A 23502-nucleotide genomic window follows, 5' to 3' on the forward strand; every position below is an offset into this window, starting at 1 on the left:
GCAAACGAAATGCCCGTTTCCGGAGCTAGCATCGCTTGCCGGAGACGGGCTTTTGTGATGATTATAGTCTGTATGAATGTGGTAAATACATGATGATGAATCCTAATCATGGAGAGGTGAGTTCATGAATCTTGCGAACAAAATAACGGTCATCCGAATCGCAATGATTCCGCTGTTCATGCTCGCGTTCCAGCGCTATCCGTCTTGGATGGAGGAGCGAGTCGGCTTCATTCACTACATTAATCAGTACGGTCTTTATTGGGCGGTCGGTTTGTTCGTTCTTGCATCCGCAACGGACAAGCTGGATGGCTACATTGCGCGCAAATACAACATGATTACGAATCTGGGCAAACTGTTGGACCCGCTCGCGGACAAGCTGCTCGTCTCGGTGGCGCTCATCATGATGGTGCAGCAGAAGATGATTCCATCTTGGATTGCAGTCGTCATCATCGTACGGGAAGTCATGGTGTCCGGTCTGCGTATTCTGGCGGCGGAGAAAGGCGTCGCACTTGCCGCTGATCGACACGGCAAGATTAAGCTGGTTCTTCAGGTCGTCGCGATTACGGCTGTGTTGTTGGACAACTACCCGTTCGCGTTCTTGATCGATTTCCCGATTGATCTGACGATCATGCTCGCAGCGGTCGTGCTGACGGTGTATTCGGGCTATCAGTATGTGAAGAACAATTACCGCGAGCTGCAGCTGGAGATCTGAGAAGCGGAAGACGCTTGAATTGAACGCTTGAACGGGACTGGCGAGCATGAGTGAGACTACCAGACAGCGACAAGACCGAGCAGCAAGCTGCTCGGTCTTATTGTCTTCGGCTAAGCGGTAGGTACGCCGTAAGGTGGGGTTACCTTGTTGCTGCCGTCGTCGGTCGTTATCTTCTTCCGCTCAGGCAGCTGACCGAACAACAACGATGCGAACGGCAGCCAGCGAGCCGCCAGGCCAACGATCAGCCAAGCGCCGCTCAGTGCAAGCACGAAGCCGCCTGCGTACCAGAGATGAACGAGCATCGAATTGCCCGCATGAATCGGACGATGGCGATACGCAAGCAGCAGCATCGGGTGAAGCAGATAGATGCCGAACGATAACGCGCCAAGCCGATTTAGAATACGAACGACCCATCTCGAACCGTGGCGTGCGATGAACACCGCCATTACGAGCAGTAAGATTGCACTGATGATCGTATAGGCATTCCACAGCGCTTCGTAAAGCAGGGAGTTGTATAACGCAACATTCAAGCGAGTTTCATACCAGATCCAGACGTGCGCGAGTCCTGTCGCCAGCCAAGCTCCGAACAGAGCGACGCATGCCAGCAGCGGGATTGGACCCGCTTGACGGCTGCTGCTTGACGTCAGCCGCTGCTTGATGCGTGGGTATTGAATGCCAATTAATGCTCCTAACATATAATAAGAGAAGTAGGATGGCGCCCAGCTGCCCTTGTTCGCGATCTGCAGGCCGTATTTGTTCAACAGGACGAATCCCCACTGCACGGCCAATCCGATTGGCAGGGCCCACTTGATCAGTTGCGGACGTTTCTGGAACAGCCACAGCGTCAGCGGGAACAGGATATAGAACTGCACGTTAATGAACACGAAGTACAAGTGCGTATAGGCTTTGCCTGTCAGCACATTGGTCGCGAAGCTGTGCAGCGCGTCGCCAAGCGGTTGATCCGGGTAATACAACACATGCGTTGCAATGGCATACACAATCGAGAAGAGCAGATAAGGGATTAGAATGCCGACCGCTCTTTTGCGATAAAACGACTTCAGCATCCCTGCTCCGATCGGACGGTCGATATAGTTGTAGAACAGCACGAAGCTGCTTAGAAAAATAAACGTCGGCGTCCCGAATTTTGCCATAATATTGATGAAATTATACAACCAATAAATGCCTGAATTCGTCATTTCGACAGTGGCATTCGAGGTGGAGTGTACGCAAAGTACGCCGACAATGGCAATCGCACGCACGAGCGGGATCTCGGGAAGTCGGTCCCTGCGATCGAGCTGTGCGGCGGTATTCGCAGGTTGTGCGGACATAAGCAAGCTCCTTTGTGTGTACTTGTTGTCGAGCAGGATGGAAGACTGCTCGTTGTTTCTCGGATGAGCCTAGTCTGAACCCTCAATCTGAATTGCCGCTGAGCGTTGTCTGAATAGATACGGAAATGTCGATTTTTTTCAAAATTGTTTGCACGATTGTGCGGGCGGAACGTATAATTACGCTAATGACTTTGGGCGCGGGAAGGCGCACATGAATCGGCACAGACCTGTATTGGTGTCGATATTAGTAGGAGGGAAATTAGCATGCAGTACATGAGCACGAGAGGCAATGTAAGTGGGATCGGCTTTGTTGATGCTTTTCTGATGGGATTGGCGACTGACGGCGGTCTGCTTGTTCCCGAGCAAATTCCGACTGTATCCGATGAGACGTTGAAGGCGTGGTCGAAGCTGTCATACCAAGAGCTGACGCTGGCCATTCTCGATTTGTATACGAATAACGAAATTCCAGCGGGCGATCTGAAGAAACTCGTGGAAGACAGCTACGCGACGTTCCGCCATCCGGAAGTAACGCCGGTAACGAAGCTGAAGGACAAGCTGTACTTGCTGGAGCTGTTCCACGGTCCAACGTTTGCTTTCAAAGATATCGCGCTTCAATTCATGGGTCAGCTGTACACGTACGTAGCGCGTACGCGTAACCTGAAGATCAACATCCTCGGCGCGACGTCCGGCGACACGGGCGCATCGTCCATCGAGGGCGTTCGCGGCAAAGAAGGCATCAACATCTGTATCCTTCACCCGCATGGCAAAGTAAGTAAGGTGCAAGAGCTGCAAATGACGACAGTCGCAGAGGACAACGTCCTGAACCTGTCCGTTCATGGCAACTTCGACGATTGCCAACGCATCATTAAGGATCTGTTCGCAGACCTCGACTTCAAGGCGAAGAACAACCTGTGCGCGATCAACTCGATCAACATCGTCCGCATCATCGCACAGACGGTTTACTACTTCTACGCTTACTTCCGCGTTCAAGAGCAGGAAGCCGGCGGCGCGGAGAAAGTCAGCTTCAGCGTTCCTTCGGGCAACTTCGGCGACATCTTCGCAGGTTACCTGGCGAAGCGTATGGGCTTGCCGGTTGACCGTCTCATCGTTGCGACGAATGCGAACAACATCTTGGAGCGCTTCGTGGATACGGGCGTCTACAAGCCGGACAATTTCCGCATGACGCACAGCCCATCGATGGACATTCAAGTTGCGAGCAACTTCGAGCGGTACCTGTACTATGTACTAGGCGAAGATACGGCAGCAATTGAATCGCTGATGAATGCGTTCCGCAGCGAAGGCAGCTTGTCCGTGAACGAGGAGACGCTCGCGAAGGTCCGCACGGAGTTCGGCGCTTACGGCGTTGATAACGACGAGTGCCTCGATACGATCAAACGTTTCGAGTCGGCCGGCGGCTATATTCTCGATCCGCACTCGGCTTGCGGCGTTGCAGCAGCTGAGCAGCGCGGTACGGGCGGCGTTATCGTATCGCTCGCTACGGCGCATCCGGCGAAGTTCGACGAAGCGGTTCAGCTGACTGGCATCAAGCAGACGTTCCCGGCGCAGATCGAAGCGTTGTTCAACAAACCGCAAAGCATGAAAATCGTCGACGGCGAAACGTCGATTATCGCAAACGAGCTTGTCGAGTTTTTCGGCAGCCGCTAATCGATCAGGTTGGTTAAGGAAGCCCGCGTCTTGGACGCGGGCTTTTTATTTTGCACATTACGAGTAATGATGCTTTCGACAAAATCTCTTTTTTTTTCAGGAAAAATATAACAAGCGCCATTGATGTATGCTATGATGCGTAGATGTGTAAATCAACATCCATGATTGGGGAGACGGGAGAGAGAAATAGAGATGAAGAGATGGATTAGCAGCGCAGCAATCGCAAGCTTGTTAATGGGGGACAGCCTGGCTTATGGCGCTTCGACGTCAACGGCTCAGCAGCCGAAGTGGAAGGACGCGTACAAGAAGTATATTGCGAACTATTTGAAGTCGGAAGACTTGATGATTGGCGATTGCGTTATCACGCTGGTCGATATCGACCGCGACGGCGTGCCGGAGCTGTTCGGAGGGTTAAGCTACCGTACAGAGAACGTGATCGATATCGCCTATACATATAAGAACGGCAAGGTACAGAAGCTTACGCAGAAGGGACCAGGTGCTGGAGACAGCGGATCCATTGGCTTCAACCTTGGCATGACCGCATTCGTGAAAGGCCATATTCTCGTCTACAAAGAGAAGAAAACAGGCAAGTACGTTGTCATTGGCAAGGACAGCGGAGGCGGCGCTGTCAGTGTGAGCGGTGGAGATTATTCGCTGACGCTGAACGGGACCGTGCTGACGACGAAGGAGATCAACGGGTTCTACGAGGAGCAGACAGAAGGCGGCAATTGGGAGGGGATCTATTATTCCAGCGGCAAAAAAGTAAGCAAAAAGCAATACGATGCAAGCCGCAGCAATTATTATGCGCAGCTGACGGCATTGACGAAGCAGTCTTCGACAATAGCAGGATCATCTAACGCAAATAGTTTCAGCGACCCCGATCTCCGTTATGACATGACGGATTCCGAGATTAATGAGGCGATCTACAAACTGTACCAGTCCTATTCGCCTTCCAAATAGGAAGTTCGATATTATATAGCGCTAGAGCCGCACGCTCTTATCCCTGTTGGATGAGCAGCATGCGGTTTTTTAATATAAGAATAACAAGGTAAAGTTTACAGATACAGGTTTACATGAGAACGTATGTACGCTAAAATTTGGTTGTTGTAGAATACTTTAATTACTTGAATTAGATGTGAGAGGGGAACCGCAATGAGCGAGCAAGTTGTCGAGAAGAAGCAGCCTTACCTCATGGACATTGAGACATTGTATCTTCCAGCTAAGGACCCTTACACCACCGCGAAGTGGTATGTTGACATCTTTGGATTCGATCCGAATGCATCGCATCATTCACCGCTCCAAGAAGGAGCAGGTTTAGTCGTTCTCCATACGGCATCTAGTTTGACATTGTTTTTCGTACAATCCGAGGACAAGCTGTCGCTTAGCTTCAATAACCTTGAAGGCTATAACCACGCTGTTCTGCTGTTCAGAGTGAAGGATTCCGAGATCGAAGAGCTCTACTCGCGAATGATTGAATACGGTGTGGAACTGGCGACTGACGGAATCGTGGATCGCGGAGGCTGCGGCCGCGAGATCGCATTCTATGATCCGGACGGCCGCAAGGTTGAACTGAACACGTACGGCACTTGGTAAATGATGATACTAAACCAGCCCTGCATTGTTGATGGGCTGGTTTTTGTATGTACGGGCAAGTATGCTGCTGCATTTTGTACAACGGAATGCTCGGTATGAACGTCTTTGGCTGCTCTCAATTGTATTCTGTACAACAGATATAGACCCGAATGTGCTTGATCGGGGTAATTTACGCGTTACAGGTCATTTCCTGCTGTACGAAATACAACGGAGTAGAGCGAAGAGGGCGAACGTATGTGATTCTATTGTACAGCGTGCAATGGAGCAAATGTGGAGCAGTTGAAGTGTAACGATATGCGAAGCGAACAACGATGAGCGGGGGACGGTAGACGTAGGCGATGGCGAGCGAATGAGTTCCAATTGAACGACGTGCAATGTAGCATCCGCATGCAGGGATATATTGCTTCATACTAACCAACATCGGAAGTAAGGGGTCATCAACGGTGCGCAGCACCATTGATGACCCTTCATTCAATCTGCTTCCTCCGCTGCTCGATTAAGCGTATCGATCGTCACATCGGTCATCCCTGTGTCCGAGAAGGAGGGGAGCTTATGGCCGCCAGCCGCTTGCAGCAGCCGCGATACGATCTGAGTGCCCCATTCCTGCTCGTATTGCGACACGGTGGCGGTCAGCTGACCGTTGCGGATGGCGTCCTCGATCTCGGGCATCATGCCGAACGTAAGCGCGTGGCGGCTGAGCCCCATCGCCTTCCACACGAGTACAGCAGCCGATACGGACAGCGGATCCAGCGCGACGAAGGCGTCAAAATGCGGATGGTCATCTATCATCTGCTCCAGATCGGTCTGCGCGGCCGCTTCGCTGCCCTCGTTGTAGCGAACATCTAGGATTTGAATTTCGGTATAGCTCTCAAGATAGTGGCGCAGCCCTTCGAGCCGTTTATTCAAGCTGTCCATATGCGAGGCGCCTGTCTCGACGAGGATCATGCCGCGGCCGCCAAGCAGTCCGTCGATCAGACCGCCCATCCGCTGTCCGGCGAGACGGTTGTCCGCGCCGATGAAGGATAGCCGCTTGCTGCCGGGAGCATCGGATTCGAAGCAGATGACGGGAATGCCCGCGGCAATTGCCTTGTCGATAACGGGCTGCATGGCTTCGGCATCGATCGGATCGACGGCAATGCCGTCAACATGACGGTTGATCATATTCTCCATCATCCGGATCTGCTGCTCCGCGTTCGCTTCATCCGGCGCCTGCACGAGCAGCGTCACATGCTGGGGACCAGCAGCTTGCTGCGCCTGCTTCGTGATCGTCTCGTAGAACGGATGAGCGAACGGGTACAAAATGCCGAAGGTAAGCGCTATGTCATTGTTACTGTTACTGTTACTAGCTGTCTTATCCGCAGTTGCAGATTTCACTTCTGTTCCGGCAATCGCAGTAACGTCGCTTCCATCATCCTCGCTCTTGCCACCCCAGCATCCTGTCGTTAACAGCGCGATGAGCATGACCGTTAGCGCAGTTTGCAAGCACCGCCGCAGAGTGAGTCGCAGCCGGCGAGACCTATGTCGCTGCTGACCAGTCTGCCGCCCGCTTTTATCGATCAACATGCTGCTCACGCCCCGTCACGCCTCTCTTGCGGAAATCGCGCGGCGTCATGCCGGTTGCCTTGCGGAACACGTTGGAGAAGTAGTGGGCATCGTTGTACCCCACCTTGAACGCCACTTCATACGTCTTATCGTTCGTTGCCAGCAGCAGCTCCATCGCTTTGCGAATGCGCATCTGCATGACGTATTCGATGAACGTCTCGCCGGTTTCCTGCGCGAAAATTTTGCTAAGATGCGAGGGACTCATGCGAACATGCGCCGCCGCATCTTGAAGCGAGAGTTTATCATCGCCGATGTGCGCATCGATGAACGATTTCACATCCCGCAGCTGATCATTATAGCGGCCTGCCGCCTGCGCACGCCACGTCCAGAATTGCTCCGCTACAAGGAGCAGATAACGGACAGCATCCTCCGATGACCGTACTTCCGCGATTGCCTGCGTGAAGCGCTGATGCTCCTCCGCCGATAGTTCAGGGCTTCGCAGCAGCTCGCGCGCTGCCTGCCAGCACTCAACGGTCAGATCGTTCAGCGCGTACCGCCCATAGCCGGCAGCCGACCAGTCCATGCCATGAAGCGGCGCAAGGTACTCTCGAACGAACGACTCTGTTTCTGCCGGGACGCCGACTTTCAGGAACGAGATGAATCGCTGACGATCCAGATGCACATGGGAGGGAGCCACTGCTGCACTGGACATTCCAACCGCTCCAGCTGCACCGACCATACCGCCGATGCCATCCATCCCAAGTCCAGCAGTGCCGCCTCGCTCAGCTGTACCCCCAGGTACATCGCGCTGCGCCGCAAGCCGATTCGCAAGCTTCTCCAGCCGTTCGCGCTCTTGGCGCTGGCGGTCAATCTTGCAGCTGACCTCTTGCAGGAGCTTCACGATATCCGCGGCGCTAACCGGCTTCAAGCAGTAGTCCTCGACGCCAAGGCGAAGCGCCTCGCGTGCATATTGGAACTCATCGTGACCGCTCAGGATGATGATCTTCATCTCCGGGTATTTGTCCCGTACGATTCGGCTTAGCTCCAAGCCATTCATGAATGGCATCTTAATATCGGTAATGAGAATGTCAGGCACATGCTGATCGATCAGCGGCAGCGCGACCTCGCCATCCGGCGCATCCCCGCAGTAGGTGAACCCTTCCTGCGTCCATGGAATGCAATCGCGGATATTCTCGCGGATCAATATTTCGTCGTCAACCAGCATCACTTTTTTCATAGATCGTTCCTCCCATGCGGTGCGGAATCTTCAGGATGACGCGTGTGCCGGCCTGCGGTTCGCTGTACAGCTCGACGCCGTACGCCTCGCCATAATACAGCCGGATGCGCTGATGAACGTTGTGGAGCCCGAAGCCTCCCGACACTTCGTCGCCGGTTTTCTCCGGCAGACGCCCCTTCGCCAGCAGCTCGCGAAGCTCGGTGAGCCGCTGCTCGGTCATGCCGATGCCGTCGTCCTCGACGGCCAGCATCAGGCATCCGCCTGCATCGACGGTTGCGGCGATCGTTATCATGCCGCGTCCGCGCTTGTTCTTGATGCCGTGATACAGCGCGTTCTCGACGAGCGGCTGGAGCGTCATTTTGAGCAGATGAATGTTGAGCAGCGAATCCGGCACGATAATCTCGTAGTCGAGAATATCGCGGTATCGCATCTGTTGGATGACGAGATAGCTGCGCACATGCTCGAGCTCCTCCTTCAGCGTCACCCATTCCATCCCTTTGTTCAAGCCGATTCGGAAAAATCTTGCCAACGCCTGCACGAGCCGGATGACCTGCTCATTCTTGCCGGCTTCGGCCATCCAGATGATCGAGTCGAGCGTGTTGTAGAGGAAGTGCGGATTAATCTGCGCCTGCAGGGCGCGAAGCTCCGCCTTCTGAATGTTCTCGCGTTCCTTGATGCTCTGATCGAGCAGCTCGCGGATTTTGCCAAGCATTATATTGAAGCTGTTGCCGAGGTCAGCGATTTCATCGGACCCGGTCGGCTTGACCTTCGCTTCGAGGTAACCGCCTGCCGCCTGCCGCATTTTGTTCATGAGCACTTGAACAGGGCGGGTGAGACGAGTCGTTACGAAGAAGTACAACGAGATCGTAAACACAAGACTGAGCGTAACGCTTATGATGATCAGCTGCCGAATCTCATCGGCGTCCCTCATCAGCTCCTGCAGCGGAACGAGGCCGACGATTTTCCAGCCGGTTAGCTGTGATGTGGAATACATAACGAATAAGGGCTTGCCTACGGAACGTTCAACGAAGCCTTCTCGATCCTCAGCGAGCCGCGGCCCGAGATCAGCGGGTTGGAACGGGAGTGCATCTGACTTAACCGCGGACGGCATGAAGATGGGATTACCGCCCGAGCTAGCAACATAGAAGTAGCCAGTCTTACCGATCAGGCTGTCATCGCAGAACTGCCTTACGATGCTGTCATCCAAGTCGATGACGATGAAGCCGATCACTTCCTTCGTAATGCGCTGCTTGATTGTAGCCATAATCGAGATGACGTTGCGGCCTTCATATTGAAAGCCGTCGACCCGATCAAGCTCCAACGCTTCTGACGGCGGTACGTTCAGCACCAAATCCGGCTCGCCGAGCAGCTTGACGAAATGCGGATTGCGCAGCGGGTTGCGCTCCAGCTGGAACACGCCTCGGCGTTCGCTGATGCCCCGCCCATATAAATTCACCATCGAAATATTCAATACGTCTTCGTATTTGTACGTTTCGCGGTACAGCTCGAACGTGCGCAGTATCGCCTTGGCATCCTCGTACGTGTCGCTCTGGGAGAAGAGGAAGCTCAGCACTTGCGGATTTTCTTCCAGTTCGAGCAGCTTGCCCGTATCCTGGAACAAACCGTCGATATCCCGGGCGAGCCGATCTGCTTCAAGCAGAGCGGACGCTTTGCCGTGGCCGGATATGGTCGCGAACGATTTCTGATAAGAGACGAGGCCGACGACGATCATCGGAACCGACGAGATCAGAACGAACATGACGAGCAGCTTCGCGCGAAGACTGGACCATCGCCATCGGATCATCTTCATAGATGGTGTCGTCCTTTCTGTCTGTATAGATCAGCCTAATGATAACAAATTTGGGTGGGGTATACGATGTAAACGCAACCATTTTGACCTAAAATCACAAAAAAAACCTACCTTTCACCCTATTGACCGAAAGCATGAACAAGAAATTCAGGTTATCGCACAAAAAAGTCGGATTTTCCTCTCCGGGCCTCAGGTTCAAATCGATAAAAAAACGAACGAAACTCGCGTATTGCTCCGTATAACCTGGCAATGTAAGCGTTTTATAATGAACTCACACCGAACAGGTGACCGATATCTAAGGGGGATTTGAACGTGAAGAGAAAAACCAAAATGTGGGGACTGCTCACGCTGACGCTGCTCATGCTGGTCGCTACGGCTTGCGGCAAAAGTGAAGACAAGAAAACGTCGGGGAGCACAAGCGACATCTCGCTCGGCTTCGCACAAGTAGGCGCAGAGAGCGGCTGGCGTACGGCGAACACGAACTCGGTCAAGGATTCGGCTGCTGAAGCGGGCTTCGATCTGAAGTTCTCCGATGCGCAGCAGAAGCAAGAGAACCAAATCAAAGCCATTCGTACATTCATTCAGCAAAAGGTTGACGTTATCGCATTCTCGCCAGTCGTTGAATCCGGTTGGGATACGGTATTGAAAGAAGCGAAGGACGCTGGCATTCCGGTTATCCTGACGGACCGTGCGGTAGATTCGGCTGACACGTCGCTGTACGTAACGTTCATCGGCTCCGACTTCGTTGAAGAAGGCAAGAAAGCAGGCCAATGGCTGGCTGACCAATACAAAGACGCTTCGGCTGACGTGAACATCGTCGAGCTGCAAGGCACGACGGGCTCCGCTCCGGCAATCGACCGCAAATCGGGCTTCGAAGAAGCGATCAAAGGCAACTCCCACCTGAAAATCATCGCTTCGCAAACAGGCGACTTCACGCGTGCTAAAGGTAAAGAAGTTATGCAAGCGTTCCTGAAAGCGAATCCGAAGATCGACGTGCTGTACGCTCACAATGACGACATGGCGCTCGGCGCAATCCAAGCAATCGAAGCAGCTGGTCTGAAGCCGGGCGTTGATATCAAAATCATCTCCGTCGACGCAGTAAAAGACGGCATGACGGCAGCAAGCGAAGGCAAAATCAACTTCATCGTCGAGTGCAATCCGCTCCTCGGACCACAGCTTATGGACGCTGTACGCGATGTTGTTGCTGGCAAAACGCTTGAGAAACGGATCGTAACGAAGGAAGGCACGTTCACTTCCGAAGAAGCGAAAGCAGCGCTGCCTGACCGCAAATATTAATCGTAACAGCCACTTGCGTAAGCCGCTTCGGTACGATTTATCGGACGAAGCGGTTTTTCGCTTGCGGCAGAGAGGAGGAGCAACGATGGCACAGCATACGGGGGCAGAGCCTGTACTGAAGCTGACGAACATTCATAAGCGGTTTCCCGGCGTAAGGGCGTTGTCCGGCGTTGATTTTCGATTATTTCCCGGGGAAGTACATGCGCTGATGGGCGAGAATGGCGCCGGCAAGTCGACGCTTATTAAGGTGTTGACGGGCGTCTATTCGATCGACGAGGGCACGGTTGAGATGGAAGGAAAACGGCTCGTCGTGCACAGCCCGCAGGAGGCGCAGGCGGCCGGCATTAGCACCGTGTATCAAGAGGTCAATCTATGTACGAACCTGTCCGTTGCGGAAAATATTTATATCGGCCGCGAGCCGCGCCGCTTCGGCCGAATCCAGTGGAAAGAAATGAACCGCCGCGCCGCGCAGCTGCTCGAAGAGCGGCTCCATCTTCGCGTCGACGTGACGCTGCCGCTCAGCGAATACCCGGTCGCGATTCAGCAGCTGGTCGCTATCGCGCGAGCGATTGATATTCAGGCGAGAGTGTTGATCCTCGATGAGCCAACCTCCAGCTTGGACCGGGGTGAGGTAGCGCGTCTGTTCGAGGTCGTACGCAAGCTGCGCAGCGAAGGAATGGCGATTCTGTTCGTTACGCACTTCATCGATCAAGTGTATGAAATATCCGATCGGATCACGATTCTGCGAGGCGGGGAACTGATTGCAGAGTACAAGGCTTCCGAGCTGCCGCGGCTTGAGCTTGTATCCCGCATGATCGGCAAGGAGCTGACCATGCTGGACGAACTGCCGAAGACGGCAGGCGAATTGCGTGCATCGGATGCTCAGACTGCGATTGTAGAAGCAAGCGGACTTGGTCGCAAAGGCGCGATCGAGCCGTTCGATCTGTCGATCGGGCGCGGCGAAGTGATTGGTCTTGCCGGTCTTCTCGGCTCTGGCCGAACGGAGCTTGCGCGTCTGTTGTATGGCGCGGATCGGGCCGATCAAGGCAAGCTGCATATTGAAGGCGCCGGCAAGGGTGGCGTGCAGTCGCCGCGCGGCGCTATTGATGCGGGCTTGGCTTTCTGTCCTGAGAACCGGAAGACGGAAGGGATTATTGAAGATCTGACTGTGCGGGAGAACATTGTCGTGGCGCTGCAGGCGACGCGCGGATGGTTCAAGACGATTTCGCGCAAGCGGCAGAATGAGATCGCAGAAGAGTATATCAAGACGCTTAACATTCATCCGCCGAACCCGGAACAACTGGTGAAGAATCTAAGCGGCGGCAACCAGCAGAAGGTCATTCTCGGCAGATGGCTGCTGACGCAGCCGAAGCTGCTCATATTGGATGAACCAACGCGAGGGATTGATATCGGTGCCAAGGCGGAGATTCAGCGTCTCGTGCTGACGTTGTCCCGCGAGGAAGGCATGTCAGTGCTGTATGTATCGTCCGAGCTTGAGGAAGTGCTGCGCGTCAGCGATCGAATCGCTGTCCTGCGCGATCGGGTGAAGGTGGAAGAAATCGGAAAAGACGAGATGGATGAGCAGCGCATCATGAAAGCAATCGCAGGAGGTGAAGGCGCATGACCGCGGAACCGAAAGAACGTTATTCGTCAGGCAGCAAGTCGAGCTGGATGAACCGAGTATACAAGCATCATTTGTTCTGGCCGATGGCATTATGGATCGCACTGTTGTTATTCAATTTGTTCTACTCGCCGTCGTTCTTCAAGATCGTTGTCCGAGAAGGGCATCTGTACGGCAGCCTCATTGATATTCTGAACTTCGGAGCGCCGCTTATGATCGTCGCGGTCGGCATGACGACGGTTATCGCCACGCGCGGCATCGATCTGTCGGTCGGTTCGGTGGTGGCGATCGCAGGAGCGCTCGCATGCCAGATGATCAGCCAAGGAAGTGATCAGAACGCGCTATCCCTCGTCATCTACGCCGTTGTAATGGCGCTCGTGTTGTCGCTGCTGCTTGGCATATGGAACGGATTGCTCGTATCCTTAACTGGCATTCAGCCGATTATTGCGACGCTCATTCTGATGGTAGCGGGACGCGGCATCGCGCAGCTTATTACAGACGGGCAAATCATTACGGTGTCGAGTACGCCGTATCAATATATCGGAGCGGGCTCGCTCGCGGGACTGCCATTCTCGATCTTCCTCGTAGCGATCGTATTCGCGATCTCAGCGCTGCTGACCCGCCGTACGGCGCTTGGCTTGTACATTGAATCGGTCGGCTGCAACCCGGAAGCAAGCCGCTTAGCCGGCATTCGGGCGAAAACGGTTATGATCATCGTGTACATGTTCTGCGGTTTGTGCGCAGGCGTCGCAGGATTGATTCTGAGCGGCAACGTAGCGAGCGCGGACGGCAACAATGCGGGCTTGTGGATTGAGTTGGATGCGATTCTTGCCGTCGTTATCGGCGGTACATCGCTGGTTGGAGGGCGGTTTTATTTGACCGGCACCATCGTCGGCGCTCTCATGATTCAGACGTTGACGACGACGATCTACTCGGTTGGCGTCAAGCCTGAGGTAACGCTCGTCGTGAAGGCGGTCGTTGTGCTCGCGGTGTGCCTTATTCAGTCGGAACCATTCCGTAAAGCTATAATCAGTCGTTGGAAGACACGTCGTTATCCAGCAGAGCGGGAGGTAACGCGCCATGCTTAAGCGACAGCATCTGCCGGTGGCGGCCACAATCGCGCTGTTCATTCTCATGTTCATGATGGGCTCGTTCCGTTATACCGGCTTTTTCTCCGTGCAAGTATTGTTCAATCTGCTCATCGATAACGCGTTCCTGCTGATCGTTGCGATCGGGATGACGTTCGTCATCATCTCTGGAGGCATCGACTTATCGGTCGGATCGATGGTCGCGCTGACGACGATGATGTCTGCAGGCTTGCTGCAGCAGGGCGGATGGCCTGCCTGGGCGGTCATTCCGTTCGTGCTGGCAGTCGGTTCGCTGTTCGGCGCAGCAATGGGAGCGCTCATTCATTATTTCAAAATTCAACCGTTCATCGTTACCCTTGCGGGGATGTTCCTTGCGCGGGGCCTGTGCTACGTGATCAGCATCAATACGATTACGATCGATAACGGGTTCTATACCAAGATGGCGCAGACGAAAATCAGCTTCGGCGATTACTTCATTTCGCCAAGCGTCATTATTGCGCTCGTCGTGCTCGTGCTCGCGATTTATATTGCGCATTATACGCGGTTCGGCCGGTCGACTTATGCGATTGGCGGCAGCGAACAGTCGGCTCTCCTGATGGGATTGCCAGTCGCTCGTACGAAGATCATGGTGTACATGTTCAGCGGCTTCTGCTCCGCGATGGGCGGTGTCGTCTTCACGTTCTACATGCTGTCCGGTTATGGCCTGCATGCGGTAGGACTGGAGCTGGATGCAATTGCCGCAGCCGTCATCGGCGGCACGCTGCTGACCGGTGGTGTCGGCTACGTGTTCGGCACCTTCGCAGGCGTCATGATCTATGGCGTCATTCAGACGCTCATCGTGTTCCAAGGCACGCTCAGCTCGTGGTGGACGCGCATCATTATCGGCATTCTGCTGTTTGCTTTCATCGTGCTGCAGCGCTTGTTCACGATGCGCAGCGATCGCAAGAGCGGCAGCGTGGAGAAGATGGCTTAAATCCGAAAACCGAACTATTTTAACTTGTAATAGAAGTGCAGGAATTAATAGAGAGAGAAGCGAACGATATAGGCAGTGGTTTACACGGCGGACGGTGCCCAGCATCGTCCGCCGCTGGAATGTAAAGACATATGCTTACGAAGCGAGCAATTTGCTTGCAGGTGGTAATTTCAAAGAAGAAAGCAAATTGCTAAGTATGTGCTTACGTAGTAAGCAATTTGCTTGTAAGGATTAATATCGAAGAAGAAAGCAAATTGCTTTTTGGAGGATTCATCATGAGAAACATGGCGTTGCCTGCGCTGCGTGCGCGTTTTCCGTTCATGATGCTTGCTGCGTTGTTTATATTGCTGCCCGTGCTTGCAGGCTGTCAGAGCAGCGATTCCAAGTCAAGCGGGATCGAGACTGCAGATAAGGTTGCAGATACAGCCGTGCTGCAGCCGAGCGGTCTCTCGGACACGGGTGATCCGACTCCGCCTGCCGCGCAGCGGCCGCTTGTGCTTGGCTTCTCGCAGCTTGGCACGGAGAGCGACTGGCGAAATGCGAATACAAGATCGATTCAGGAAGCTGCCGCCGAAGCGGGCATCGAGCTTTTATTCGACAATGCCGAGCAGTCGCAGCAGAAGCAGATTGAAGCGGTGCGCTCATTCATCAAGCGCAAGGTAGACGTCATTGCGATTGCGCCGGTCATCGAGACGGGTTGGGAGCCGGTGCTGAAGGAAGCGAAGGATGCGGGCATTCCTGTTATCATCTCCGACCGGAATGCGAATGTAAGCGACCCTTCTCTGTATGTATCGTTCATTGGCTCGGACTTCTACGAGGAAGGGCAGAAGGCGGGCAAATATCTCGTGGACAAAATACGCGGCATGTCCGGTCCCGTCGGACTAGTCGAGCTGAGAGGGACGGAGGGCTCGTCGCCGTCGATCGAACGGGGCAAGGGCTTCCGAGATCAACTGGACAAGAAGGATGCGAACGTTGTGCTGCTTCGGAGCGAAGCGGCAGACTTCACGTTCGAGAAGGGCAAGGAGACGATGCGCCGTTTCCTCGAGGAGGAAGGCGCGAACATCAAAGTGCTCTACGCGCACAATGACGACATGGCGCTGGGTGCGGTCGAAGCGATTGAAGAGTATGGGCTGCGCCCTGGGAAGGACATCATTATTATATCGGTGGACGGCACGAAGGCGGGCTTCGAGCAGATGGCCTTAGGTAAAATCAACTGCATCGTCGAGTGCAATCCGCTGCTTGGTCCGATTCTGATGCAGGCGGTCAAGGAGCTGGCCGAAGGCCGGCAGCTGCCGAAGCGGATCTCGACGCCGGAGAGCGTCTTCACCGAGACGATGGCCAAGGATGAAGTGGACAATCGGCAGTACTGATGGCTGGAGGCGGGGGCGAATACACGCTGAGAAGGCAGATTCATCCTAATAGAGGAGCAGCGCTCGGTCGTGCGGACTGAGGCGTTTTGTCTGAGGACTGAGACGGTTCCCGACTTAGGTCGGGTTTTGGTCCAGAGTCATTTACACGGCCAAGTGTCGGTGGTACGCTAGCGTCAGTGAGGTTCCATTTCATTTACATTTAGGAGGATAACCTAATGACAATGCGGCGCAACTACGGTGTGATAGCCGTTGCAGCGGGCATCATCTGGCTGCTCATTCAGGCGCAGTCGACGGACGGGCGTTCGTATGCCAATGGCGGCAGCATTATCACTTACTTCTGGCCGACGCTGTTCATTCTGCCGCTGGGCATCTTCTTCCACGTGGCGTATTTGTACAAAAGATCGAAGCCTGCAGCAGGCCTGCTCATTCCAGGCGGCGTCCTGCTCGTCACCGGCTTGACGTGCCAAGCGGGCATGCTGTTCGACGCATGGGCGACCGTATGGCCGGGCTTCTTGCTCGCCGTTGCCTTCGGTTTGTTCGAGTTCTACCTGTTCGGGTATCGCGGCTTCTGGCTGCTGCTTCCGGTATTCGTGCTCGGCGGCGCGGCAGTTATCTTCTTCGCATTGCTGTCGATTACTGCAATTGCGCCATTCAATGGGCTGCAAGGACTGACCGCTTCGCTTATCGTGCTGGGCGGACTGATGGTGCTGCTGCAGAAGTCAACGGGCGACGAGGACGACTATCGCAAATACTAATCTTCACTTATCGTGAAGAAACGAAATCCCTGATGCTGCGAGGACGCGGCGTCAGGGATTGTTGTCTTTCAGCGAGCTGAGACTTCTCATCTTGCCAGCTTACAGTCACTTCCGCTCCTATAACTTCTACCACGAGCTCCGTCAAACGATTCCTGCAATTCCGCCGGAATCGCTTAATGATAAGTTACTCTTTTTGAGAAGACTGCAGAAGTACAGCCTTTTGTGCTCGCAATAGACGTTAGAGCGGCGTAGTTGAGCTGATTGCTGCACATTTGCAGGTAATCGGCTGAATTTGGCAGCTTCATATGTAAATGCCTGCACGATTGCAGGTATCCTCAAATGGTCAGTTTCAAAACACCACGAAAGAATAGCAATGCGGCAGTCGATACAAATTCGATTGATAAGCCCCTCTACTTCACCATACCCCGCCGCAACGCCGTCACGACGACCTGCGTTCGATCCTCGCAGCCGAATTTGTGCAGGATGCGGTGAACATGCGACTTAACTGTGCCTTCGCTAATGAACAGCTTCTGAGCGATGCGGTCGTTGCGCAGACCATACTCCATTTCCTGCAGAATCTCTTGCTCGCGCTCCGTCAGCGGCTCCAGCAGCGGCGCGTCGCCGCCAACCGCATTGGGGATCAAATAAGAGGATGAGATTGCGCGAGACAGCGCATCTGCCGCCAGATCCGTCCGATACACCGCTTCGCCGCGATAGGCGGAGCGTACCGCCTCCAGCATATCCTCTACGTCCGCATCCTTGAGCAGATAACCGACTGCGCCAGATCGGATGACCTCATAAATATAGTCCGGATCGTTGAACGTCGTCAGGATGACGATTCGGACGCTGGGCAGCTGCTTAATGATCGCTTGCGACGCCTCGATGCCTGTCATGTTCGGCATCTGGATATCCATCAGAATGATGTCGGGGCGAAGCGCCAGCGCCTGCTCGACGGCCTCCTTGCCGTCGGCTGCTTCGCCGACAATCTCCATATCGTCCTGGAGATTGATAATATAGCTGAACCCTTGGCGGATCATCGTCTGATCGTCGACCAGGAGCACTTTGATTTTACGACCCGTTGTCATAGGTGTGTCGAGCCTCCGTTTCGATTGCGATGTGACTGCTAGGCAGCAGCGCGATAATCTCGAATCCATGCGGTTCCACGGCACCGACCGTTAAGCATCCGCCGCCTTCCTCGAGTCTTGCCCGCATCATTTTCAAACCGAAGCCCTCTTGTACGTCTTCTCCTGCAAGCGCCTGACCATTATCTCGAATATGAAGCGCAATATGCTCGGCTTCCTGCCCGATATGCACATCGACATGGGTCGCCTTCGCGTGGCGCACCATATTGGTGACGGCCTCCTGCATAATGCTGAAGAGCAGCGTGGCATCAGCTGCCGCGATCTCTTCCTCTAGTCCTTCAGTATGAAAATGATACGTTATCCCCGTCGTCGCCTCCATACGAACGAGCAGTGCACGAAGCGGTGCAAGTCCGGATACCGATCGGTCATCGGCAAGCGAATGGACGGAAGTTCGGATGTCCTGCAAGCCTTGGCGCGCGACCTCTAACATGCCTGACAGCGATTGCTCTGCTTGCGCAGGATCTTTGGCGATCATATAGCGGAGCGCCTGCATTTGTACGATCAAGGAAGTTAGGCTGTGTCCAACCGCATCGTGTATGTCGCGGGCAATGCGTGTGCGTTCGTCCAACACGGCGTTGCGCATGGATGTCACCGAAGCCTCCTGCAGATGGGTATAAGCTTCCTGCAGCTCGATCAAGTTGCGTTTGTTCTCCTCGAAGATCGCGTCGCGCTGTCGTCGGCTCTGGACGTTGATATAGAAGAATATGGTGATAATAACGAAGGAGGAGAAGCTCAACACATTGACATGACCAAATGCGGCATATACCCCCGCGACCGCAACCATCGTGGCGAGCAGCGGAACACGCTTGGGCGCGAGGGACAGTCTGACGGCAGTTGTAACGATAATGACAGCAAGAAAATATATAAGGACGTTCTCGTCGAACCAGATGATGCCGGCCCCAGTTTCTAGAAGCGCCAGTACGACGAACAAGACCGACATGCGAGTCGTCCGCCAGAAATCCCGCAGCAGGAAGCGGCTGATGAACGTTGCGTAGATGAGAAGGTTTAGCGCGATCTTGAGTGGAGAGCCACTGAAGAAATCGTTCATATGCATTAATATCCCGATCATTATCGCGCCCGCTGCGGCGCGGATATTATAACGTCGATCCATGTTAACCATAGCTGTATCCTCCGAAACGTGGTGCCTTTATGTACGTTTATTGTAGCGGTGTGAGATGGCCCTGTGCAATTCAGTTGAGGAGAGGGCGGTTCATATCTATCTGGAGATATAGAGAGTGAATCTTCAGGTTCTATCTGCCGTTGGTCGATCGGACAAGCCGCTTCGCGATATGATGGATACGTGCTCGATGTCGATGACAATCTTAAGGGAGGCAATATAGATGCAGCAAATTATTATTTTGTTAATTGTATGTCTGGTCGGGTTTCGGATTGTTCGGCGGGTGCGCAGAAACTTCTCGTGGAGCGAGATTCGAGTGAAGAGGATGACTGTCCGCATCGTTCTGCTGGCGGTGGTCGGCGTTATTTTCATGACCGGGAGCGGGTTCAATACGGTAAGCATCGTCTCGGATATTCTAGGTATTCTAGTTGGCGCGGCGTTGGGGGTTGCAGGGGCTTCGATGACTGTGTTCGAGCGGCGAGGCAATGAGCTATATTACAAAGCGAACGCTTGGAACGGCGGTGTTGTGACGGTGCTGTTCGTTGGCCGTTTTGCCTATCGATTGTACGAAATGATGACCATGTCGGACGTCGATCGACAGAGCTTTAATTTTGCCGCAGGGAACAGTCATTGGGCATCTGGTCTTATGCTTATCATGTTCGCTTATTATGTCGTTTATTATGCACTGCTTATGAGCAAGAGCAAGCGAGTGCCCGCACATTCTTAGTCAAAATAAAACAGCCCCGTCCTTTCCTGTCGATGTGCAGGAGGGGCGGGGCTTTGTTGTCCGTCGGGATAGACGGTATGAAAGGATGATTACTCGTCGAATACGAGCGCAAGCGCTGCGTATGGTTCGATCTCTGCTGTGCCGACAGCGAAGCGGTTCCCGGTCAATAAATCGGTTGCGCCGCAGTGAACGGTAATTGCTGCTGGTCGATTGCTGTAGTTCAGCAGGAAATGGATGCGCAGTCCGTTCGACTGACCTTCGAACATCGGCTTGTCTTGGCTGCGTACCGTGAGCTCGATTTCTTCTGGCAGCTCCAGCAGGCTGGCAGCAGGTGAAGCGATGTTGAGCCGATCGATCAATTGATCGACGAGCGCATCCGAGAAGACGCCGCCGAAGTAGATGGTACGGCCTTCGCCGGTGCGGTTCTCGACGAGTGCAGGTTCGCCTGACATGTAGCTGCTGTCGTCGTAACGACCGAGCACCTCTGCGTTCGCCGAGGTGACAGCGAGCGTCTCGGCAAAACCGTTCGAGGAGAAGGCCGCGAACGTATCGAACGCCTCAGTCGACAGCGTGAAGCTAGGGCTGCTGCCATCCGGCTCCGCGCGGGTGAAGTCTTCTACCGTAACGCCGCACAACGGAGCGAGCGGTCCAGGCATCGGCGTCATCCGGCAGCGTCCGGTCTCGTCCTTGTAGCCGCTGCGACAGCCGATGATGAGACTGCCGCCGCCCTGCACGTAAGCTTCAAGCAGCTTAGCGGTTTCCTCCCGCATAATCGTTGGATGCGGGTAGACCAGCGTCTCATATCGGTTCAATTGCTCCAGCGTCGTCTGCTCATTCAGGAACAGCATGTCGCTAGGGATGTGGCGGCGCTGCAGCCGTTTGAACCAAGCGAGTGTACTCGTCCAATCATAGCCGCCATGCCACTTGTCGAACTCGCCGTCCCATTCGTTATCGTAGTCGCGCAGAATGGCGACATCCGCCTCATAACGGCTGCCCGCAATCGCTTGTCCAGCGCGTCGCAGCTCCTCGGCGATCCGTTCGACCTCGCGCGTGCGGCGATTCGGACGGTTGTCCCAGTTGTGCAGGCCGTGCCAGTACATCTCCGTGCCGAAGGTAGCTGTGCGCCAGCGGAAGTAGACGACCAGATCAGCGCCGTTCGCGATCGATTGGTACGTCCACAGTCGGAGCTGGCCAGGCTTCGGCGATGGCTGCTCGATTCGGTTCACCCAGCCTCCGGGGCCGGACTGCTGCTCCATGATGCAAAAGTTCGGCGAGATGGAGCGTACGTTAGAGAGCGACATGCTGAAACGTCGATCGAGCAGCGGATTGTCTCCGCCATCGGGAAACGTGCGTCCGAACATCGGATAGCTGTCGTACGAGAAGAAATCCAGCATGTCGTCCGTGAGCTTGTGCGAATCGAGATGACCGAACAGGCCGTTCGTCGTTACCCAATGCCGCGGTGCTGCTGCTCGAACGATGTCGGCCTGCATTTGCGCGTAGGAGATGACGCTGTCGGAGAAGAAGCGCTTCTCATCCAGCTTCAAATGCGGGTTCGGGCTGTCGCTCGGCACGTTGCGCGTCAGATGCACCTGCTCCCATGCGGTATAGGTCTGGCTCCAGAACACGGTGCCCCAAGCCTCGTTGAGTGCGGCCAGCGTGCCGTACTTGGCTTGCAGCCACTCGCGGAAAGCCGCATGATCGGCCGCCGAGTAGAACTCGCTCACTTCGCAGTTGAACTCGTTGTCGAGCTGCCATCCGACGATGCCGGGATGGTCTGCGAAGTGCTCCGCCATCCGTTGAACGATTCGCGCGGAGAGCTCACGGAATTTGGACGAATTATACGTATAATGGCGGCGCGATCCATGCTCATAGGAAATACCATTCGCCTGCGCATTCAGCGTATCGGGGTAACGGTGGGTCAGCCATGCAGGCGGCGTCGCCGTCGGCGTACCGACAATGATGTTCAAGCCATGTCGGTGCGCAAGGTCGAAAGCACGGTCAAACACCGAGAAATCAAATACACCTTCTTCGGGCTCCATCAATGCCCAGCCGAATTCGGCCATACGAACGTATTGGAGTCCAAGCTCCTTCATGCGGCGGAAGTCGTCTTCCCACATCGTCTGCGGCCAATGCTCAGGATAGTAGCAGACGCCAAGCAGTACATTGCGGGTATGCAGCGCTTTCTCCATGTTGTGTCATCCTCCTAAAAGTAAGTTGCGTTCCTCTTCGATAATGCTGCTTGTAAGCAAAATGCTTGCATCGTAAGCATACAATTGGGTCGATATTATTATTTTGCTATTGAGATGCGTTTAACTTTATTATAGAAATTGAGTAAAGACGATGAAATAGTACGATTTTGATATTTGTATAACGAAGTTGATTTGTAATGCGCAATCTTCGGTTATCGCTAACGCAGTTATAATAGCAGCGAATAATAAGGACATCGAGAAGGAGAGGAGAGACGAGGCGGTCATGATCTGGGAGCATCTGTTTATGCGCCGGCCGTTCCAGCCGAGTTATGTGTGTTATCCGGAATCGGTCGGACATTTTGCGGAGGCGCCGCATCATGTATGCGAGCGTCAGAGCGGACAATTCGGTTATTATAATCTGCATCTTATCTTCAACGGCGAAGGTTGGCTCGACTATCGGGGCAAGCGATATACGCTGCGTGAAGGAGAGGGATTTCTGTACCGTCCGGGCGCCGCTCAACAATATGGAGCCGCTGCTGCGAATCCATGGGATATCCATTGGGTGCATTATGAGGCGATGCCTTGGGCGGAGCTGCTGCGGGACGGGGAGGACGTATGGCTGTTCTCGTTCACTGCGGTGGACAAGCTGAAGCGTCTGTTCGAACAGCTGAAGGAAGCATGCAAGGAATCGACCAAGGAGGACGAGGCGCATATATCGGCGCTGCTGTATGAGCTGCTGCTCACGATACGGGAGCATGGCGTCGGCCTCGATAATCCGCTGCTGCGAAGCGCGCAGGAGCGCATTCGTGCCGCAGCGGAGCTGATCCGCACACGATGCGTCGAGCCGCTGACGATTGCGGAGCTGGCGGAATCGTCCGGCTATAGCACGGCACACTTCTGCAGGCTGTTTCGGCAGACGACGGGAAAGACGCCGGTGGAGTTCCTTACCGAGAGCCGAGTGACCGAGGCGAAGCGGATGCTGTTGTCCACGAGCCGACCGGTCAAGCAGATTGCGATCGAGGCAGGTTTTGGACAGAGCAGCTATTTCATACGCAAATTTCGTGAAGCGGAAGGGATGACGCCGGACCAGTACCGACGTTTGTTCGATAGCGGTCGGTAGTTGAACATAAGGCAGTAGTTAGCTGAAGATGAAGATAAAGATAAAGATAAAAGAGAAAGATAAAGATAAAGATAAAGATGAAGATGAAGATGAAGATTACTCGACCGCTCCGATGGCAGATCATTCTTACGATTGCTGTTGTCCTCGGATTGTTCTGATTATATAAATTCAGAAGTGGTAACAATCCGAGTGACAAAGGCAAACGCTGACGCTTCTC

At 54.2% G+C, this 23502-nt stretch carries 19 protein-coding genes; 12 read left to right on the forward strand and 7 right to left on the reverse strand.

Features of this window, described 5'->3' with window-relative positions; translation table 11 throughout:
• The first annotated feature begins 124 nt into the window (after positions 1 to 124).
• Positions 125 to 712, forward strand: a complete 588-nt coding sequence (pgsA, locus tag SBI19_RS17310; RefSeq protein ID WP_317970401.1) for a CDP-diacylglycerol--glycerol-3-phosphate 3-phosphatidyltransferase — start codon at positions 125 to 127, stop codon at positions 710 to 712.
• A 110-nt stretch (positions 713 to 822) separates the two neighbouring features.
• Here pgsA and SBI19_RS17315 read toward each other — a convergent pair whose 3' ends face one another.
• Positions 823 to 2040 carry an acyltransferase gene (locus SBI19_RS17315; protein ID WP_317970403.1) on the reverse strand — a complete coding sequence of 406 codons (1218 nt, stop codon included), beginning with the start codon at positions 2038 to 2040 and terminating at the stop codon, positions 823 to 825.
• 264 nt (positions 2041 to 2304) lie between these two features.
• On the opposite strand from SBI19_RS17315, the gene thrC reads away from it, so the two are divergent.
• The 3 genes from thrC to SBI19_RS17330 all read left to right on the forward strand — a co-directional run bounded on the left by thrC (position 2305) and on the right by SBI19_RS17330 (position 5298).
• The gene (thrC, locus tag SBI19_RS17320) at positions 2305 to 3705 is read left to right on the forward strand and encodes a threonine synthase (protein ID WP_317970405.1); all 1401 of its coding nucleotides are present in this window, start codon (positions 2305 to 2307) and stop codon (positions 3703 to 3705) included.
• A 192-nt stretch (positions 3706 to 3897) separates the two neighbouring features.
• Entirely contained in the window at positions 3898 to 4665 is a 768-nt protein-coding gene (locus SBI19_RS17325) for a hypothetical protein (protein WP_317970407.1), read from the forward strand.
• A 192-nt stretch (positions 4666 to 4857) separates the two neighbouring features.
• Positions 4858 to 5298, forward strand: a complete 441-nt coding sequence (locus SBI19_RS17330) for a VOC family protein (protein ID WP_317970409.1) — start codon at positions 4858 to 4860, stop codon at positions 5296 to 5298.
• Positions 5299 to 5769: 471 nt separating this feature from the next.
• Here the strand turns inward: SBI19_RS17330 and SBI19_RS17335 are convergent, their stop codons facing one another.
• The 3 genes from SBI19_RS17335 to SBI19_RS17345 are packed head-to-tail and all read right to left on the reverse strand — an operon-like array spanning position 5770 to position 9887.
• Positions 5770 to 6861, reverse strand: coding sequence for a sugar ABC transporter substrate-binding protein (locus SBI19_RS17335; RefSeq protein WP_317970411.1), 1092 nt, complete (start codon positions 6859 to 6861; stop codon positions 5770 to 5772).
• On the reverse strand, positions 6848 to 8077 hold the full coding sequence (locus SBI19_RS17340; RefSeq protein WP_317970413.1) for a response regulator: 1230 nt from the start codon (positions 8075 to 8077) through the stop codon (positions 6848 to 6850). Before SBI19_RS17340 ends, SBI19_RS17335 begins: the two co-directional genes overlap by 14 nt.
• Entirely contained in the window at positions 8055 to 9887 is a 1833-nt protein-coding gene (locus SBI19_RS17345; RefSeq protein WP_317970415.1) for a cache domain-containing sensor histidine kinase, read from the reverse strand. The genes SBI19_RS17340 and SBI19_RS17345 overlap by 23 nt, the downstream gene beginning before the upstream one ends.
• Positions 9888 to 10199: 312 nt before the next feature.
• On the opposite strand from SBI19_RS17345, the gene SBI19_RS17350 reads away from it, so the two are divergent.
• The 6 genes from SBI19_RS17350 to SBI19_RS17375 all read left to right on the forward strand — a co-directional run bounded on the left by SBI19_RS17350 (position 10200) and on the right by SBI19_RS17375 (position 16990).
• Positions 10200 to 11183 carry an ABC transporter substrate-binding protein gene (locus SBI19_RS17350; RefSeq protein WP_317970417.1) on the forward strand — a complete coding sequence of 328 codons (984 nt, stop codon included), beginning with the start codon at positions 10200 to 10202 and terminating at the stop codon, positions 11181 to 11183.
• Positions 11184 to 11268: 85 nt separating this feature from the next.
• On the forward strand, positions 11269 to 12807 hold the full coding sequence (locus tag SBI19_RS17355; RefSeq protein WP_317970419.1) for a sugar ABC transporter ATP-binding protein: 1539 nt from the start codon (positions 11269 to 11271) through the stop codon (positions 12805 to 12807).
• Complete coding sequence (locus SBI19_RS17360) at positions 12804 to 13892, forward strand: ABC transporter permease (protein WP_317970421.1); 1089 nt, start codon at positions 12804 to 12806, stop codon at positions 13890 to 13892. The genes SBI19_RS17355 and SBI19_RS17360 overlap by 4 nt, the downstream gene beginning before the upstream one ends.
• Positions 13885 to 14865, forward strand: coding sequence for a galactofuranose ABC transporter, permease protein YjfF (gene yjfF, locus SBI19_RS17365; RefSeq protein ID WP_317970423.1), 981 nt, complete (start codon positions 13885 to 13887; stop codon positions 14863 to 14865). The genes SBI19_RS17360 and yjfF overlap by 8 nt, the downstream gene beginning before the upstream one ends.
• 275 nt (positions 14866 to 15140) lie before the next feature.
• Positions 15141 to 16235: an ABC transporter substrate-binding protein gene (locus tag SBI19_RS17370; protein WP_317970425.1), complete on the forward strand. Its 1095-nt coding sequence runs from the start codon at positions 15141 to 15143 to the stop codon at positions 16233 to 16235.
• A gap of 215 nt (positions 16236 to 16450) precedes the next feature.
• Positions 16451 to 16990 (forward strand): hypothetical protein, encoded by a 540-nt coding sequence (locus SBI19_RS17375; protein ID WP_317970427.1) that lies wholly within the window; start codon positions 16451 to 16453, stop codon positions 16988 to 16990.
• Positions 16991 to 17400: 410 nt separating this feature from the next.
• Here SBI19_RS17375 and SBI19_RS17380 read toward each other — a convergent pair whose 3' ends face one another.
• Both SBI19_RS17380 and SBI19_RS17385 read right to left on the reverse strand, forming a co-directional pair.
• On the reverse strand, positions 17401 to 18075 hold the full coding sequence (locus tag SBI19_RS17380; protein WP_317970429.1) for a response regulator: 675 nt from the start codon (positions 18073 to 18075) through the stop codon (positions 17401 to 17403).
• A complete protein-coding gene (locus tag SBI19_RS17385; RefSeq protein ID WP_317970431.1) occupies positions 18059 to 19252 on the reverse strand; it encodes a sensor histidine kinase in 1194 nt (397 codons plus the stop codon). The genes SBI19_RS17380 and SBI19_RS17385 overlap by 17 nt, the downstream gene beginning before the upstream one ends.
• Positions 19253 to 19472: 220 nt before the next feature.
• Here SBI19_RS17385 and SBI19_RS17390 point away from each other — a divergent pair, with 220 nt between their 5' ends.
• Complete coding sequence (locus tag SBI19_RS17390; protein WP_317970433.1) at positions 19473 to 19976, forward strand: CcdC protein domain-containing protein; 504 nt, start codon at positions 19473 to 19475, stop codon at positions 19974 to 19976.
• An 89-nt stretch (positions 19977 to 20065) separates the two neighbouring features.
• Here the strand turns inward: SBI19_RS17390 and SBI19_RS17395 are convergent, their stop codons facing one another.
• The gene (locus SBI19_RS17395; RefSeq protein ID WP_317970435.1) at positions 20066 to 22165 is read right to left on the reverse strand and encodes a beta-galactosidase; all 2100 of its coding nucleotides are present in this window, start codon (positions 22163 to 22165) and stop codon (positions 20066 to 20068) included.
• A gap of 283 nt (positions 22166 to 22448) precedes the next feature.
• Between SBI19_RS17395 and SBI19_RS17400 the strand changes: the two genes are divergently transcribed.
• Positions 22449 to 23285, forward strand: a complete 837-nt coding sequence (locus SBI19_RS17400) for an AraC family transcriptional regulator (protein ID WP_317970437.1) — start codon at positions 22449 to 22451, stop codon at positions 23283 to 23285.
• The last annotated feature ends 217 nt before the right edge of the window (positions 23286 to 23502 follow it).

Origin of the sequence: Paenibacillus sp. CCS19, assembly GCF_033239625.1 — a bacterium.
GTDB lineage: Bacteria > Bacillota > Bacilli > Paenibacillales > Paenibacillaceae > Paenibacillus_T.